At 44.2% G+C, this 17031-nt stretch carries 16 protein-coding genes and 1 tRNA gene; 12 read left to right on the forward strand and 5 right to left on the reverse strand.

Annotated elements, in window-relative coordinates; genetic code table 11:
• Nucleotides 1–6: 6 nt before the first annotated feature.
• The 3 genes from ACN0VI_RS05640 to ACN0VI_RS05650 all read right to left on the reverse strand — a co-directional run bounded on the left by ACN0VI_RS05640 (nt 7) and on the right by ACN0VI_RS05650 (nt 2540).
• Entirely contained in the window at nt 7–546 is a 540-nt protein-coding gene (locus ACN0VI_RS05640; RefSeq protein WP_331891087.1) for a methyltransferase domain-containing protein, read from the reverse strand.
• 71 nt (nt 547–617) lie between these two features.
• The gene (locus tag ACN0VI_RS05645) at nt 618–1046 is read right to left on the reverse strand and encodes a DNA polymerase III subunit chi (protein ID WP_331891085.1); all 429 of its coding nucleotides are present in this window, start codon (nt 1044–1046) and stop codon (nt 618–620) included.
• 3 nt (nt 1047–1049) lie between these two features.
• The gene (locus tag ACN0VI_RS05650) at nt 1050–2540 is read right to left on the reverse strand and encodes a leucyl aminopeptidase (protein ID WP_331891084.1); all 1491 of its coding nucleotides are present in this window, start codon (nt 2538–2540) and stop codon (nt 1050–1052) included.
• Between the two features lie 137 nt (nt 2541–2677).
• Between ACN0VI_RS05650 and lptF the strand changes: the two genes are divergently transcribed.
• The 3 genes from lptF (at nt 2678) to ACN0VI_RS05665 (ending at nt 5623) form a co-directional block, all read left to right on the forward strand.
• Nucleotides 2678–3790, forward strand: coding sequence for an LPS export ABC transporter permease LptF (lptF, locus tag ACN0VI_RS05655; RefSeq protein WP_417446060.1), 1113 nt, complete (start codon nt 2678–2680; stop codon nt 3788–3790).
• Nucleotides 3791–4855 carry an LPS export ABC transporter permease LptG gene (gene lptG / locus ACN0VI_RS05660; RefSeq protein ID WP_417446061.1) on the forward strand — a complete coding sequence of 355 codons (1065 nt, stop codon included), beginning with the start codon at nt 3791–3793 and terminating at the stop codon, nt 4853–4855.
• Between the two features lie 105 nt (nt 4856–4960).
• Nucleotides 4961–5623 (forward strand): methyltransferase domain-containing protein, encoded by a 663-nt coding sequence (locus ACN0VI_RS05665; RefSeq protein ID WP_331891078.1) that lies wholly within the window; start codon nt 4961–4963, stop codon nt 5621–5623.
• Here ACN0VI_RS05665 and ACN0VI_RS05670 read toward each other — a convergent pair.
• Nucleotides 5620–6081 (reverse strand): RDD family protein, encoded by a 462-nt coding sequence (locus tag ACN0VI_RS05670; protein ID WP_417446062.1) that lies wholly within the window; start codon nt 6079–6081, stop codon nt 5620–5622. The genes ACN0VI_RS05665 and ACN0VI_RS05670 overlap by 4 nt on opposite strands.
• Nucleotides 6082–6231: 150 nt before the next feature.
• On the opposite strand from ACN0VI_RS05670, the gene ACN0VI_RS05675 reads away from it, so the two are divergent.
• The 9 genes from ACN0VI_RS05675 (at nt 6232) to ACN0VI_RS05715 (ending at nt 15828) form a co-directional block, all read left to right on the forward strand.
• Nucleotides 6232–8028, forward strand: a complete 1797-nt coding sequence (locus tag ACN0VI_RS05675; RefSeq protein ID WP_417446063.1) for a DUF885 domain-containing protein — start codon at nt 6232–6234, stop codon at nt 8026–8028.
• Between the two features lie 182 nt (nt 8029–8210).
• A complete protein-coding gene (locus ACN0VI_RS05680; protein ID WP_417446064.1) occupies nt 8211–8681 on the forward strand; it encodes a hypothetical protein in 471 nt (156 codons plus the stop codon).
• A gap of 3 nt (nt 8682–8684) precedes the next feature.
• Nucleotides 8685–8909 carry a helix-turn-helix transcriptional regulator gene (locus ACN0VI_RS05685; protein ID WP_331891073.1) on the forward strand — a complete coding sequence of 75 codons (225 nt, stop codon included), beginning with the start codon at nt 8685–8687 and terminating at the stop codon, nt 8907–8909.
• 86 nt (nt 8910–8995) lie between these two features.
• Nucleotides 8996–9082: transfer RNA gene (locus ACN0VI_RS05690), tRNA-Leu, on the forward strand.
• Between the two features lie 179 nt (nt 9083–9261).
• Nucleotides 9262–9582 carry a hypothetical protein gene (locus tag ACN0VI_RS05695; RefSeq protein ID WP_331891072.1) on the forward strand — a complete coding sequence of 107 codons (321 nt, stop codon included), beginning with the start codon at nt 9262–9264 and terminating at the stop codon, nt 9580–9582.
• A 1-nt stretch (nt 9583) separates the two neighbouring features.
• Complete coding sequence (locus ACN0VI_RS05700; RefSeq protein WP_417446065.1) at nt 9584–12592, forward strand: immune inhibitor A domain-containing protein; 3009 nt, start codon at nt 9584–9586, stop codon at nt 12590–12592.
• A 516-nt stretch (nt 12593–13108) separates the two neighbouring features.
• Complete coding sequence (locus ACN0VI_RS05705) at nt 13109–13924, forward strand: hypothetical protein (RefSeq protein ID WP_417446580.1); 816 nt, start codon at nt 13109–13111, stop codon at nt 13922–13924.
• 10 nt (nt 13925–13934) lie between these two features.
• A complete protein-coding gene (locus tag ACN0VI_RS05710; protein ID WP_417446066.1) occupies nt 13935–15074 on the forward strand; it encodes a DUF4785 domain-containing protein in 1140 nt (379 codons plus the stop codon).
• Between the two features lie 109 nt (nt 15075–15183).
• On the forward strand, nt 15184–15828 hold the full coding sequence (locus tag ACN0VI_RS05715) for a hypothetical protein (RefSeq protein WP_417446067.1): 645 nt from the start codon (nt 15184–15186) through the stop codon (nt 15826–15828).
• Nucleotides 15829–15945: 117 nt separating this feature from the next.
• On the opposite strand, the gene ACN0VI_RS05720 is transcribed toward ACN0VI_RS05715, so the two are convergent.
• The gene (locus tag ACN0VI_RS05720) at nt 15946–16935 is read right to left on the reverse strand and encodes a D-Ala-D-Ala carboxypeptidase family metallohydrolase (RefSeq protein WP_417446068.1); all 990 of its coding nucleotides are present in this window, start codon (nt 16933–16935) and stop codon (nt 15946–15948) included.
• Between the last annotated feature and the right edge of the window lie 96 nt (nt 16936–17031).

Here is a 17031-nt window from a genome sequence, read left to right on the forward strand (position 1 = left end):
TAGATGTTATTTTGCCGGTTTGGCGATATAGACGAATGAGGGCGGGATATTGAGTGCAGTCCATTTGGATTTTGTCTCGGGAAAATACTCTCTAATCAGCTTCCGATCTTTCGGTAGATACTGATATTGTACAAATAATCCATTCGGTGACAGGACTTGATGAATCTGTTGTAACAGGTCGCGCTTCATTTTTTCATCGAATAAAGCAATCGGCAGGCAGGAAAGCACGAAATCGACGCTGTCAGCGGCAAAGTCATTGGTTAGCTCAAGCGCGGAGTGATTGTTGATGCTAAAGCCAGGATGTTGAATCCCCTGAAGTAGCGGTAGAAGTTGGTCTGATAGCTCATAGGCTGTCAATTGAGCATCAGGATCCATTGCTGCCAGTAAATGTCGGGTAATAACGCCATCGCCAGCACCCAACTCAATCAAGGTCTTAGCAGAAGGAGGGATGTTCTTAGCAATCTTTTTAGCTAGAAAGCGAGAGCTCGGAGCAATGCTTCCTGTGCTTCTTAAATTTTTCAGGGCGTATCGGGTAAACCCATTCATATCAATAATCTCGTTTAAATTATTAGAGTTATTATTTAATTCAGTGACTTATAGAGTCGGAGAGTGAATCACTAATGTTTTTTATGCTGCAAAGGATAGCCGTGGCCGCGATAGTATTTATAACGCTCTCTAGCGCTTTCTTTATGCTCGTCTTCATTCGGAACTATTTCGTAGCACTTGAGAAAATAACTGAAAAAAGGCTGCACGTCACGCGAAAGATTGATCAGGCAGTCATGTTGTTCCTCTGGAGGCTGAGTAAAACCGATCTGAACCGGTGGCGCTTTGGCCGGGCCTTCGCCCACCAAGTTATGAGGAATAAACTCATTCAGATCCAAAGCCCATAAATATTCGTCAACGGCATGTGCCTGTTTTTCATCATGAGCATGGATATAAACTTTGCGTCCTTGTTTATAGAGACTTTTGACGCACTGACCAACCAGACGAAGATAGGCTTCTTCGCCCGGCTGGCTTTCAAGGATATGAAACTCGACCTGTGTCATGGTTTATTTAATACGATTCAAGACGATTTGTGACAACAGCGGAACAGGGCGACCTGTTGCACCTTTTTTCGCACCACTATTCCAGGCAGTACCTGCGATGTCCAAGTGGGCCCAACGATACTTCTTGGTAAATTTAGCCAGGAAACAGGCCGCAGTAATCGAGCCAGCTGCGCGACCACCAAGGTTGGTAAAGTCTGCAACAGGACTCTTAAGCTGCTGGTGGTATTCTTCCCAAATCGGTAAACGCCAAACGCGATCATTAGTCACTTCGCTGGCTGATTCGATTTCATTGGCCAAGCCATTATGATTACTCATCATGCCGGACGCTTCATGGCCCAGTGCAATAATTACAGCGCCAGTTAGTGTGGCGATATCGATGACGATGTCAGGATCATATCGCTCGATGTAAGTGAGTGCGTCGCACAGAACCAGACGACCTTCTGCGTCGGTATTCAGAATTTCGATAGTCTGGCCAGATAATGACGTAACCACATCACCAGGACGAGTCGCGCGACCGCTGGGCATGTTTTCCGCAGCAGCAACCACGCCGACAACATTCACCGGTAGGTTCATTTCGGCAATGGCCTGCATGACTCCAAACACAGAAGCTGCACCACCCATATCAAACTTCATTTCATCCATTGATGCGGATGGCTTGATTGAAATACCACCCGTATCAAAAGTAATCCCTTTACCGACAAATACCACTGGTTTTTCGCCTTTGCCGCCGGCCATATATTCCATGCAAATCAGTTTGCCGGGTTGGTCTGAGCCTTGTGATACCGATACAAAAGCGCCTGCACCCATATCTTCTAATTCAGACTCATCCAAAATTGTAGTTTTCATCGCACTATAGTGCTTGGCTAATTCTTCAGCACGTTTTGCAAGATAGCTTGGGTTACAAATATTGCCGGGCAGGTTAGCCAGATCTTTGGTCAGTGACTGACCAAGACTGATCGCTTGTGCGTGTAAAATGGCTTTTTCGCCTTCAGGCAGATCAGCGCGTGAATCAACAAATAGTGTGATCTTGCGCAGCGGGCGACGGGTTTCGGACTTCTTGCTTTTCAGCTCTTCAAATTGGTACAGGCTGTCGTTAGCTGCTTCGACAGCAAAACGCACTTTCCAGTATAAATCTTGACCTTTAACATTTAATAAAGGTAGGCAGCTGATAGCATCAGTGGTGCCAGTTTCGTGCAAAAACTTGATAGTTTTGCTGGAGAGTTTTTTGTATTGAGAGCCGTCGAACTCGCGCTCTTTGCCACAACCGACTAGCAAAACACGTTCACAACTGGTGTGAGGTACATTGTGCAGTAACAGGGTTTGGCCAAACTTTCCTTCCATGTCGCCACGACGAACGATGGCGCTGATATAGCCGTCACTGATTTCATCAATATGCTGCGCTTGAGCGGATAATTTGCGAGATTCAAACACGCCAACAATAAGACAACCGGTTTTTTGTTTTTCTGGGCTGCCACTTTTTACAAAGAATTCCATAGATCACCTGCAAATCGTTGATTTTGGTTTATAATGCGCCATAGTTTAACCGATATGAGAATTAATACCAGCACAGCATCTTGCTGTTTGGCAGGGTATTAAAACTCCAGCATAGCCAGTAAAACCAAGGATTTCCTTTGATTTTAAGTCGTTATTTAAATCGCGAAGTGTTAACCAGCACCACCGCCATTCTGGGGGTGCTCTTCGCCATTTTTATGAGTCAGCGCATCGTAAAATATCTGGCGCAGGCAGCGGCTGGTGATATTTCCGGTTCAATGGTCTGGCAAATGGTTGGCTTATATAGTCCTATATTGATTGGCTTCTTGTTACCACTGGCCTTTTTCCTCGGTTGCTTATTGGCTTTCAGTCGCTTATACGTTGACAGCGAGATGGCGGTGTTACGTTCGGTGGGTGTTAGCGAGCGCTTTCTAATCAAAATGCTCGCGCCGGTAGCTCTTTTTATTGCGGTTGTTGGCGGCGCTGTTACTTTATGGCTGTCGCCCCAGGCCAATGAGCTGACCTACCAGATTCGTGATGAGCACGCCAGCAAGTTAGAGCTCAGTATGTTGACGCCAGGCCACTTTCAGATGTTCCAGCAAGGTCAAGGGGTGGTGTATGCCGAATCTTCCGAACGCCCAACCAAACTTGGGAACTTCTTTCTGGCGGAAATGCCAAGCGAAACTAATCCCAACACGCGCATTATTTCTGCGCAAAGTGCTGAGCGGTTTTATGATGAGTCTATCGATAAAAACTTTCTGCAACTCAATGATGGACATGTCTATGAGCTTGATGACAACCAGCAAGTCAGCAAGGTCACTCGCTTTGAGCGTTACTTTGCCAGGCTTGATGCTGAGCGCAGTATTGTTTCGCGTCGTAAAATCAGCGCCACCTCATCTCCAGAATTATTGGCCACTGGTGATGGCGCCAGCTGGGCTGAGCTTCATTGGCGTTTGGCGGTTCCCATTTCGGTTCCATTATTTATGTTTCTGGCGATTCCTCTTAGTCGCGTCCGCCCGCGCGAAGGCAAGTTCGCTAAAATGCTCCCCGCATTAATGGTCTACATTGGTTACATCGTTTTGATTGTCGTTTTCAGACGTGCGCTTGAGTCCGAACAAATTCCCGGTTGGCTTGGCTTTATTCCGATTTATATTGTGATGGGGATTTTAGCGGCAAGACTACTTTATTTGCATGGCCGATCTAACTCGCCCAAAGCAAAAAAGCAGACAGCTGATGAAAAGGGGGCGAAGTAAATGAATATTCTTCGTTTTTATATTGGTAAAACCATATTAGCCACCTCCATTATGACCTTGTTCACGCTAGCGATCATTCGAGTATTGTTTGCGTTGATTGATGAAAGCGGCGATTTCGGTAAAGGCAGTTATCAGTTTGTTGATGGGTTAGCCTATTCATTGTTACTTTCCCCCCAGTATATTTATGAATTTTTTCCGATGGCGATTTTGATTGGTTCAATCGCTGGCCTCGGCTTGCTGGCTTCTCATAGCGAGTTAACGGTGATGCGTGCCGCTGGCAAGACTACCATGCAAATTGTCGGTTCTGCTTTGAGCTATGGTTTGATTTTAATCGCTTTTGCAATCTTTCTGGGTGAATACGTGGCACCTAAAACTACCCGTATGGCTGAAGATATTCGTAACCGTGCTATTTTAGGTGACCAGTTACTTAAAGCCGAGCAAGGAGTCTGGGTTAAAGACGGCAGTAAGATGGTTCATATCGATGAAATGTTGGGCAGTGATCGGATGGATGGTGTGTCGATATATCAATTCGATTCTCAACAAAAGCTCGAGTCGATTATCCATGCTCCAAGCGCACTGATTTCGGAAGGTGTGTGGCGACTAAAAAATGGTTACCAGTCCTATCTGACCGACACCGGTATCAACCGTGAGCGTTTTGATGCTATGGAATGGCGTACCAATATTCAAATGGATAACTTATCGGTTCTGAGCGATGACCCGGAAACATTGGATATCATGAGTTTGTATCGTTATCGCGAATATCTGGCTAACAATGGTCTGGATACCCAAAGTTATGATCTGGCTTTTTGGCGCAAGATTATTCAACCCTTAAGCACCGCGATTATGATTATTCTGGCAGCATCGTTTGTGTTTGGGCCAATGCGAAGCGTTTCGATGGGCGCCAGGGTTTTAGTCGGCGTGTTAACCGGAATGGCTTACTTCTTCGCGGTACGAACCTTTGGCCCGGTCAGTCTGGTATTTGGTATGCCCGCCTTTTTCGGGGCTATTTTACCGCCGGCGATATTTGCTGCAGGTGCCTGGTATCTGCTTCGAAAAGCCGGCTAGTTCTGAATTACAGCTTTTTAAGACAAACACTTTTTATCGTTATTCTGTTGGAGATCGGTTAAAGTAACTACAAAGGTCAACGGACCTTCCTACTGAGACCTTACTATGCCTTCCTTACGTTTTCGTTACCAAACGATTGAATTTGGTGATCGCGGTCAAATGGATATCCACTTGCGCACCTTGCGCGATAAACAACAATTTTCCGACCGACAACAAGTTGCTGAAAATCTTGGCATTAGTTCAGCGACCTGGCCAATCTTCGGTGTGGTCTGGGATTCGAGCCGCGTGTTAGCCGATATTATGCATGATTTTGATATTCAGGGTAAACGTATACTGGAAGTGGGCTGTGGGATTGGGCTGGCCAGCTTGGTGCTGAATAAACGTCGCGCTAACATTACCGCAACCGATTATCATCCTGAAGTTGAAAACTTTCTTAATACCAACGCCTTATTGAATAACGACGCAGTGATCCCTTTTGTGCGCACTGGCTGGGCTGATGATGACTGCGGGATAGGGCAGTTTGATCTGATAATTGGCAGTGACTTGTTATACGAAGATGAGCATGTTGATCTTTTGTCCGAGTTTATTGATCAACATACTAAGCCGCAATGCGAAGTGATTCTTATCGATCCGGGCCGCGGCCATCATGCGAAATTTAGTCGCAAAATGGTGGGTCTGGGTTATCAGCATACGCAAACCGCAGCAATTCCTAATGAGGCAGTTGCTAAAGGCTATAAAGGTCAGGTTTTGCGCTACGAGCGTAATTAGTCTTTTTTCTTATCGGGTAGAGATACGACGCGAGTACCGCTGAGCATATCGTGCCAGCCGAGCTTTTTTGAGTTGAAAAGGCTAAACAACATGCCAAGGCCTAATACGGCAGTAATGTCACGAAGCATCGCTTGTCCAAACGTCACCGGCTTGCCATTGTTTTGCACTAGCATCAGTTTCCAGGAGCTCATGCCAACGGTTTGGCCAAAGCGAACGTGCGAACCCACAAAGTAAAATAGAATTAAAAAGGTTGGTAGGATTGAGTAGATTTTATAGGTCAGTGTATCCTGCCAGCCAGTATCAACCTGCATGTCTTCAACGCCCAGCAACCAGCGAATTAATGGGAAAGTAAACAAGCCCCACAAAAACCAGATAGCAATGCAGATTAGCGCATCATAAAGCCAGGCTCCTAATTTCTTGGTCAACGGCGCTGGCGTGGTGACTAATGGTTGAGACATGTTTTTCTCGTTAGTTATACCTATTTAAAGTGGCGCTAGTCTATCAAAAGCTACTCTTTGACTCCATATCTAACATTCGTCGCTGTATCTGCTTTATCCAGCCAGGAAATCTTGCTATAAAAGGTGCACGAACATTTCTTGGTAATGATAATGAAACTAATCAAAACATTCTTTATTTCGAGCATGATTTCCGGCAGCTTGTTGGTCAGCAGCATGGCCGCCAATGCTGGCGAAGATTATACCCAATGGTTGTATGAGTTTTTCGATAAAGTTGAAGAGTACAATCTTAAGCAGAATCCTTTATGGGCAGCCAGTCGTGGCGATGAATCTGCCAAAGGCAAACTGCGCGACGTGAGCTCTGAGGCTTATCAGGCACGCAAGCAGGAACTGCAAGAGTTGATTGACGAACTCAGCAATATCCAGCGTGATGATTTATCGGCGGAGGATCAAATCAGCTACGATATGATGAAGTCGCAACTGGAACAGCAGGTTGCTGAGATTGATTTCAAAACTTATGAAATGCCGTTAAATTCCGAGTGGGGCTTTCATGTTGGAATAGCAGGGTTGGCGCAGAGAGTCAGTTTTCGCACTTATGAAGACTATGAAAATTACCTGACGCTTTTGACTCAAATTCCCGGTCAATTCCAACAGAATATCAGTAACATGAAGGCTGGAATGGCACGTGGTTTTACAGTGCCCAAAGCGGTTCTGGACGGTTACAGCGATGGCATTCAAGCCTATATCAAGGACAATGCCACTGAAACTGCCTGGTTTGAGCCCTTCAATAATTTCCCAAAACATTTTACTGAACAACAGAAGCAAGAGCTGGTAAAGCAGGCGACAACCATTATTGGCAAAGTGGTGGTGCCTGAGTATCAAAACTACCTGAAATTCTTTGAACAAGAGTATTATCCAAATGCCAAGAAAACCATTGCTGCCTATGATTTTCCGGATGGTAAAGCCTATTACCAGAATCAGGTGAAGCTCTATACCACACTGGATATGACACCCGATGAGATCCATAAAATCGGTTTATCAGAAGTTAAACGTATTCGTGCGGAAATGGAGCAGGTTATCGAAGACAGTGATTTCGAAGGAACTTTCCCTGAGTTTCTGGAGTTCTTACGTACCGATCCTCAGTTTTATGCTGAAACTCCCGAAGAGCTTATTAAAGAGGCTTCTTACATAGCTAAAAAAATGGATCATAAGCTGCCACAGTTTTTCGGTAAGCTGCCTCGTCAACCTTATGGTGTTGTCCCGGTACCAGAAGCGATTGCTCCTAAGTACACCACTGGACGTTATTCAGGTGCACCATTAGACAGCACTCGCGCAGGCGAATATTGGGTAAATACCTACGCATTAGATAAACGTCCTTTATATAATCTTGAAGCATTAACTTTGCACGAAGCCGTTCCAGGACATCATCTGCAAACCGCTTTAGCCAAAGAGCTGGAGCATTTGCCTAGCTTTCGCCAGAACACCTATATCTCAGCTTTTGGAGAAGGGTGGGGCTTATACAGTGAAAAGTTAGGACTTGAAGCTGGTTTTTACCAAGACCCTTACAGCAACTTTGGTCGACTCACTTATGAAATGTGGCGTGCCATACGCTTGGTGGTCGATACTGGCATGCACACCAAAGGTTGGACGCGCGAGCAGGCAGTTAAAATGATGGAACAGAACACAGCGCTTTCAACTCACAATGTCCGCACTGAAATCGATCGTTACATAAGTTGGCCTGCGCAAGCTCTATCCTATAAATTAGGCGAGTTGAAAATATTGGAACTTCGTGCCAAAGCTGAAGAAGCGCTAGGTGCGGACTTCGATATTCGTCGTTTCCACGATGCTGTATTAGCTAATGGTTCAATTCCATTGAGCGTTCTAGAAGCTCAAATCGAACAGTTTATTAAAAATGAGAAAGCGTCAATTCAAAAGGACAGTTCGGAATAGTCGACTATCAAATTCCAATAATCTGGACAGTAAGAACCCAGCCGTTGTGCTGGGTTTTTTTATGGATGAGAAAACTCTTGACTTGGGCGTCAAAACTATCATAATGACACCTTAGGGTATCAGGAAGGGTTGCTAGATTGTCTTTTTGGAACTTAATGTTAACTTTACGGAGAAATAAATATATGAAACAAAATAATTGTGCAGAAACGGTTGATAGGATGCAAAGAGGTGTTGCCTGGGGCATGTTGCTATGCGGAATCACCTACTTAGTCATTATTGCAGAAGACTTAACTCCTAAGGGTACACTCAACAATATACTCGACATGGTTACTATGGGAGGTGTTTTCATTACAATGGCGGTAACCTTTGTGGCGATATGGCCCGCTCTAAAACAAAAATTGGATGGGCAACTTATTGGAGCCAAGGAACCAGAAGGCTTTGTGTCAGGGGCAATGCTGGTAAGTTTCAAGAATGGCTGGATAGCGACAACATTGTGTATCACAATTTTGCTCAGTTTCTCCTCCAGACTTGAGTTGCTGGAGCTACCAATAAGGTTCTATTTTACTGGATTATTTGCCATTGCAGTTCTTTCTGTCAGCCTCAGTTTCTTCTGGCTTACTCGTGAGGATGATCTGGAAAACATGGAGGAGTAGCTTATGCATCCCGAACTAGATAATAGAATCCGTGTGTTTAGGGCTGAGCATCGAATGAGCCAGAGCGAATTGGCTGAGGCAATAGGTGTTTCAAGAAAAACTATCAGCACTATTGAGGTTGGCAAATTCGTTCCTTCAACCATAATAGCCCTTAAAATTGCGGGATACTTTAAAGTCCCCGTTGAAGAAGTGTTTAGCCTGATTACATCGGAGCAGCAAACCGCTTAAAAAGGCGAACGCTAGTATTGCAAAAACAGCCTGTTGGTTTATAATGCGCCTCACTTTTGGGGCGTTGCCTCAATAAAAAGTTTAAAGCCAGAGTGGTGAAATTGGTAGACACACGGGATTCAAAATCCCGCGCCCTTAAAAGCGTGCCGGTTCGAGTCCGGCCTCTGGTACCACATCAAAGCCCTTGTTTTTGCAAGGGCTTTTTTTGTTTATGTCCTATCTTCTTATAAATTCCTAAAAACGTATTACAACTGTATGCATTTGTATCCAAGCTTCTGAGTTTGGTAAACCTGCTTGAAGCCTTGGTTAAACTACTTTCTAATACTAAGCTCATTATCACCTGGGTAGACAAATGCGTATATATTTACCGCTATTTTATTCATTGCTAGTCCTGCTCCTTGTGGCTTGCAAAAATGATGTGCAGTCTGAAGTTGAGGTACTTGAAGAGCAGCAAGGTACTGATTCCGATCTGCAATTCAATCCACACAAAGGTCCTGTTAAACCTGTCTGCAGTGCGCCAGCACCCATTCAAGACAGATGGAAGCTTGAGTCTATGTTGATAGATAAGGGCTTAATCACCGAGGATATGGATAAGGAGCAACGGGAAACTGTTATTAGAGATTATATTAAAAAGAAGAATTCAGCATACGATAAATGTTTAAAAGGTAGTTAAGATGAAACATTCAGTTATTTATAGTTTATTAGCGCTTGCACTTGCGACTCCTCTGGCGCAGGCAGCCAATGAATCAGTTACACCAAAAGATCCAGCTTTGGTGAATCAAGAAAGAATCTTATATTGGCTTGAAAAGCGTGGTGAGATTAAAGCCAATGCCAGCGAGTATGAAAAAGAACTAGCAGTAAAGCAGTATTTGGGCAACAGCTTGAGTATTCAGTCCAAGCAGCCAGCTTTGGTGGTTAACAGCCTCAAGCAAAAACATCAGTCGATTATTAAAGGTGTGAGCACAGAACAAAAAACTATCAACAACAAAACCGTTAAAGTTCTTGCTGTATTAATCGATTTTCCTGACTTGGCTCATGATGATAATCAATTAAGCTCTGGCGATACTGAGATGTACTACAGTTCATATCCTGTGTCGCATTATCAAGACTTAATGTTCTCACCATCAGGATTTACTGGTCCTTCAGGTCAAAACCTGGAATCCGGTTACAATTTTTATCAAGATGAATCAGGCGGTACTTTTTTCTTTGAAGGCGAAACATTTGGCTGGGTAACTGCCGATAATAATGCCTCTCATTATGGTGAAAATGATGTAGATACCGAGAACGATAAGAATGTTCCAGCTCTAGTGAAAGAAGCGGTGACCAAGGCTGTGCAAGAGCACGGGATTGATCTTGCTGATTATGATCTTGAAGATCCTTATGACTTAAATGGTAACGGTAATATTGATGAGCCGGATGGCCTTATTGATCACGTTATGATTTATCATTCTAGTGTCGGTGAGGAAGCGGGCGGTGGTGTATTAGGTGATGATGCGATTTGGTCACACCGTTTCTTTGTTGATGGACAGCAAGGTGGCTATACCATTCCTGGCACCGAGCAAAAGCTTTTTGGTTATACTATTCAACCAATTGATGCGGCTACAGGTGTTGTTGTGCATGAGTTTGGCCATGACTTAGGTTTGCCTGATGAATACGATATCAATGGTTCAGAAGAAGGTTCACCTGTTGGAATCTGGTCGGTCATGGCTTCCGGTAGCTGGGTGGGTAGCCCAGCAGGTACTAAGCCAACAGGTTTTAGTCCTTATGCTCGTTCCTTCCTTCAAAACACCTATGGTGGTGACTGGATTGATGAATTAGTGGTGAACCTAGATGACATCATGGGCAATCCGCAAGATGTAGACTTGGTCGAAGCTTCAAATCATTCAGGTACAGTCAACCAAATCAGAGTAAATCTTCCGGATCCGCTAATTGATTTCTTGCCTCCGTACACAGGTTCATATCAGTATTATTCTGGTAAAGGTGATATGAAGTCGAACAGTATGAGTTTTTCTCTTGATTTGCCGGCAACAGGTACTCTTGAACTGAGCATGAAAGCGCATTGGGATATCGAAGTTGACTATGATTATGCGCAAGTTAAAGCAAATGGTGATGCTCTTGCTGGAAATCATACCAAAAGCAATAACCCACAGCATAATGACATTAATAACTTTATTACAGGTAAGTCAGTTGATATTAGTGGTTCCGAAGGTACCGAAGGTTGGGTTGATTTAACTTTTGACTTAACAGCGTATGCAGGGCAAAGCGTAACCTTCAGTTTCGAATATGAAACCGATCAATATGAAGGTGGTTATGGCTTTATCGCGGACGACATCGCTGTTAAACAATCTGGTTCAACTATTTATTCTGATGGTGCTGAAACTGCCGATACAGCAACTTTAGATGGTTTTTCACGAGCTTCTGATAAAGCTCCAGGTTTGCCACAGAACTATTGGATACAGCTTAGAAGTGCTAATGGTCGTGACTCAGGTTTTGCTAACATGTTCAATAGCCCTGGCGTTTTGGTGTGGTTTGGAAATGAAAATTACAGTGACAACAAGGTAGGTGCTGTAGAAGACGGTGGGCACCCAGGTTATGGTTTTACCGGTGTTGTAGATTCTGACCAGAATATCATTATGAATGGCAGTAATCCTGGGAGCACATTAAGTCAAATTCGTGATGCTGCGTTCAGTATCTATAATCAAAAGACATCAAGTGGCGACAATCATTTATCAGCGATTTCGGTATTTGATGACTCAAATGATTACTCATCGCCTGAGCAACCGGCTTCAGGTCTCGTTCTACCTGAGCACGGTTTCAAAATGGAAGTGATTGAGCAAGCGTCTAACTCTAGCACTGCTACGGTTAAACTCAGCGCTACACCTCTTAAGTTAACAGCCAACTTTAGCTTTGCTCGTAACTTCCGTGAAGTGATCTTTTCTAATGACACTGTTGGTGGAACGCCGGGTTATACCTATGTGTGGAACTTTGGTGACGGTTCAGCGGTATCAACAGAAGAATCTCCAGTACACACTTATGCAGCTAGTGGAAGCTATACGGTGACCTTGACCGTAACCGATCAGGACAGCACGGAAAATGTTGTCGAGCAAGAGGTTGTGATTGGCGATGCCTTATCAATCGACTTTAACGAGACAATCAGTGGTGCAAAAGTCGATCTTGAAGCGATGATTACTGGCGGTGTTGAAGCTTATAGTGTTGAGTGGGATATGGGCGATGGTAATCAGATAACTGGCAACAGCGCTAGTCATAATTACAGCCTAACTGGTGATTACACTATAACCATGACGGTTACTAGTGGTGATAATCAGGAAGCTCAAGCGAGTAAGCAGGTTAGCGTGGTTGCGCCATTGAATGTGAACTTCGCTTCAAGTCGCAACAATTTAACGGTAACTTTCTCAAGCACAGCGACAGGTGGTGATGGTAATTATAGTTTTGAATGGGATTTCGGTGACGGAAGTAGCAGTACGGCCAAATCACCTTCGCATACCTACTCAGCCGCAGGTACTTACGAGGTTACTTTTAAAGCCATAGATAGCACCGGTGTTGAAAGAGAAATGACTCAGTCAGTCACTGTTACTGCTCCTCCATCAAGCGATGGTGGTGGTGGTAGCACTAGCTGGTTGCTACTTATGTTGTTAGGTTTTGTCTTATACAGAAGACGTTAATACCACTTAAGTTGTACAGCTCCAACGAAGAAGCCGTGCTTATGCGCGGCTTTTTTGTGCATATAATTAGTGACACAAATCACAAAATTATTAAATTCCTAAGTCATTAATGACTTGCTATAAACGCTTTGCGCACTACTTACTTCTACTAATGACTTGCCCTTTTCGGTCGGCTGTTTGAATGCGTGCATTTATATTTTAATCGCCTGTTTGAAAGTATGTTAAAAAATCTTAAATAACAATTGGTTGCATCTCTTTATTGGTATGAAAATGGCTAAGTTATTTAGCTCTGGTTGTTTAAAACTAGCGTTTTTTACAATTAGTAAAACTGATGCTATAACCTTCTTGCCTTATAAAAACTAATTAGAGGCGAAGAGAGGAATGCTTGTAGCCCTGCACAGACTATAAAAAGGCTATAAGCGTGCAGTCAGCTTAAAACCTAGGGGGTAGCATATGCTGAATAAATCTTTCCTAAACAAGCTCTTGTTGGGGGCGTCTTTGATTGGCGGTTCCTTGATGGCAGCTTCTGCGAGTGCGAATGTTGGTGTGGCTTTTGTTCATGGCACAGGCCAGCAAAGCGATGCTTATAACGATTACTGGACGGGCTCAATGATTCAATCGGTCATTCAAGGTCTTCCAAATTCAAGTAACTACACCGTCATTAACTGTGACTTTACTCAATACATGTGGGACAGCCGTGCATCAGGTTGTTTAGCAGGTCAATTAACTAACTTTATCAATAATAAGGGCATTACGCAGATGACCCTGATTACTCACTCAAACGGTGGTAACGTCGTCCGCTGGATCCTGTCAAACCCAACCTGGGACAGCCGATTTCCGAATATCATCAATAAAACTAAAGAAGTGATTGCCTTAGCTCCATCAAGTGGTGGTACACCGCTAGCACAAGCCGTGTTGAGCGGTAATGCCTTCGAACAATCGCTAGGTTGGTTGCTTGGTTATCAAAACGATGCGGTACGTCAGCAGCAGGAATCTTGGATGGCGAGCTATAACGCAAACTGGTTATACGGCACAGCAGGTCGTCCAAGTTTACCCAAGCCTTTTGTCAATGTTGTGGGTACCGATGTTGAGTCGGCGATTTGGGATGGCGACAGTTATTGCGGAGGCTATTCGCAAAATGTGGGGCTTGAGTTCACACAAAACTGGCTCGACAGCTGTTCCGATGGTTTCTTAAATTGCAGTTCGCAAAGTGCTGCTGGTTCAGTCTGGTTCTATGACAAATGGTATACCAAAGGTGGTGAGCCGCTTAGCCATGCGCAAAGCCGTCGCAACTGTTTCTACCTAGACTCATACCTTCGTAACCGAATTTAAGGAGCCCATCATGAAGAATATCGTATTAATTACTTCTACTACGCTGGCTCTTATGATGAGTTCAGCTGTTAGCGCGAATACTAATACCACAAGGCATGACGCAGCCAGCTATAGTTTTGCTGTTGTCCAGGACAACAAATTTAGCATTACTCAAAGCAACCATATTCCAGCAACACAAAGTCGTGAATACAGCCTGGACGTCAATGGGCAATCACTACAACGTGGTGTCTCATTAACCACCAGTGCACCGGGCGCTTTGGTTCGTATCTCTGCAGCCGATGGCCGTTCAGCCGTTGAGCCACAGATGATGAATATCAGCCAGAAGGGCGGCAAAAGCTTCGCTAAAGGCAGTGGTTTTGACATGTTGGTGGACAGCAATGCTATGCAAGCGCAAGGCGTTGGTTTCCAGCGCGGAACCACCGGCTTTAAGATTGCAGATAATCTGGGCCAAGGTGAATTTACTTTGCAGACCAACCAAAAGCTTAACCCTAACGGCAAATACCGCATCAATGTCTTTGAGAAAAATAGCGACACCGCTTTATATCTTAAATCACAACGTGGCGGCTATTTCAAAGGTGACATGCTGAATGTCGATGCCCATGTCTTCGATCAAGGTCAAGCGCAAACCATCCGCAATATCAAAGGACAGCTAGTATCGCCTTCCGGTCAAAGTTACCCAGTGATTTTCAAAAAATCAGGAGACGGTTATCAGGTTAAAATGCCCATGAAAATGGCGGCTGATAATGTTCCAGGCGCTTTGTGGGAACTACACACTGAAGTTAAAGCTCATGTGAATGGCAAGCTGGTTCAACGCAATGGTCGAGTACCATTTTCCTATGACGAAATGACAGCCTCAATGGGAGCCAATGTGCAAATTGTTGGCGGTGATAAGAACCTAAAAGCCATGGTGCCAGTGAACGTAAGTCAGGACAGCCGTTTTGAAGTGCGCGGTGTTTTATATGGCACAGATAAGGCCGGCAACATGAAACCTGTAATGGTAACTCACACCGCCCAGAAGCTTGGTCGTGGTGCAGGGCAGATCATGATGGAATTTGACTCAAATATCTTAGCGAAGAGTGGCCTAAGCGCACCTTATGAGCTGAGAAATGTAGAGCTGCGAGACCAAAGCCAAATGGCTATTTTAAAATAATCATCAATGTTTTGATTTTTTTCAGGCAGCTTCGGCTGCCTTTTTTATGCTTCAAAAATTTAAAGCGATCAAGTAGACTCCATTTATCACACTAAACAAGGACAGTGATGTGAATTATTTAATTGGGGCATTATTTGGAATTTTATTAGTATTGGTTGTACTTGGCGGCTTCACCTATCTGCATTACCTTGAAGTGGAGTCAATCAAGCAGGAAATTGAGCATAACAGCCAAAATCAACCAGTAAAACCAGTAGAAAAATCTTCTCAAAAACCTGCAAGTCAAAATGTCGTAAATAACAAGCGACAAAGCCTTACTGATCAAAAACAAGAAAACTCTACATCAACAAAACCCGTGATTTACACTTGGACAGACAGTAGCGGCAATAAACACCTTTCAGAAAAGCCACCATCAACAGGCAACTATCAAGTACAGGACCTATCAGGTGAAGGATTTAGCGTTATACCCATGGAGAGCACTAAACCAATCCAGCGAAGCACAGCCAGCAATCGACAAGCGAATAACAGCTATCAGGATCCAGCAATAATTAAGCAGCAACTAATATCCCAAAATCACACGCACTGTCGTTGGGTTGTTGGGCGAGCTTATGAAACTTATCTGAAAATAGAACAGCATGCAGGGCCAAATCGAAGCATTTACTGTGATGAGTATCGAGAGCGCTTAATAGAAATGCGAAAATTAGCCAGAGAAGGTGAAGCTTGTTATTACCCGTATGGGTATACATCCAAGTGTTAGAGAAAAAGTATTAAGTAGCGGTGACGAAAAGGTTAATCAATATTAGACATCTAAAATTCCTGGTCAGTTAGGCAAAAAAGGCCATCAATCGATGGCCTTTAAACTTTTCAGGTTAAACTAGATTCCCCAGCGGGCTTTGGTGCCTCTAACATCCACATGCACGAATGGACCATGAGCTGAGTTTGCGTTGTATACGCCAATGCCGCCGACTAAGTCTTCTCGGTGATCGTGAATGGCGTGATTGCTTGCGAATTGATACAGGTAATGAGCGTCGTTTTTATCCACTTTCCCGTCACCATTAATGTCGTTCATTTGGCCTTTTCCCATTGCATCAATAAAAATGTCTGAGGCATCGCCATAGACATGGCGGCTGTTTGCGACATTACCAATTGCTTTATTGTAAGCCGGTGTGCGATAGCCACTCATCACCACAAAGCTGTCGGTACGAATCCCTTCTTCATTCACACTGGCCAATAAGTTTTCCAGGTTTTCAAGCAGGTTTTGTTTCAGTACCATGTATTTCGGAAAGCCGCCCGCCTGTTTGCAGAGGAATTGGCCCAAGGTGAAGTGTGGTGTAATTTTGGTATTCATGTTTTCGGCTGTGACTTCAATGAAGCCTTTTGGCGCTGCGTAAGTTGGCAAGCCTTTTAGCGGTTGCGGATAGCTACCAATTTTGTAGCCATTAAGTACACCATTTTTCATTTCAGAAGCAGGACGCAACACAAATACGGACAATTGGATTTTATGGCCGCTCGCTTTGTCGGTTGTTTCAAGCGAATACAGCCCCGGCGTTTTCGGCGCTCGCCATTGCAACTGTCCATCCTTCCAGTCTAATGTTTGCCATTGCTGATTTAACCCCACCCGACTCGATAGTTGCGCGCGGCTGGAGGTTAAGCGTAATGTCTGTTCCGGCATTAAGCTGTGAAAAAATATTTCATAAGGAATATTTTTATCATTAGCATTGAGCTCGAATTGAGCCTTGCCACTTTGATAGTCCTGGAACTGGGTAACTGCATGGCTAGGATGCGGAGTTAAGACCCACAAGGTAGCAATCATCAGTAAAGCCCATAGCGATTGCCCTTTATAAAAATCATCTAGTCTAGTCATCGGTCAAAATAACTCCTACACTGAATTCAGTGTATAAAATTAATAGCAAAAATATGCCCTAGACCGTCCAGTTGGCCCGCAGAAGTTGAGTCCTTT

The sequence above is a fragment of the Kangiella sp. genome, assembly GCF_048265365.1.
Classification (GTDB): Bacteria; Pseudomonadota; Gammaproteobacteria; order Enterobacterales; family Kangiellaceae; genus Kangiella.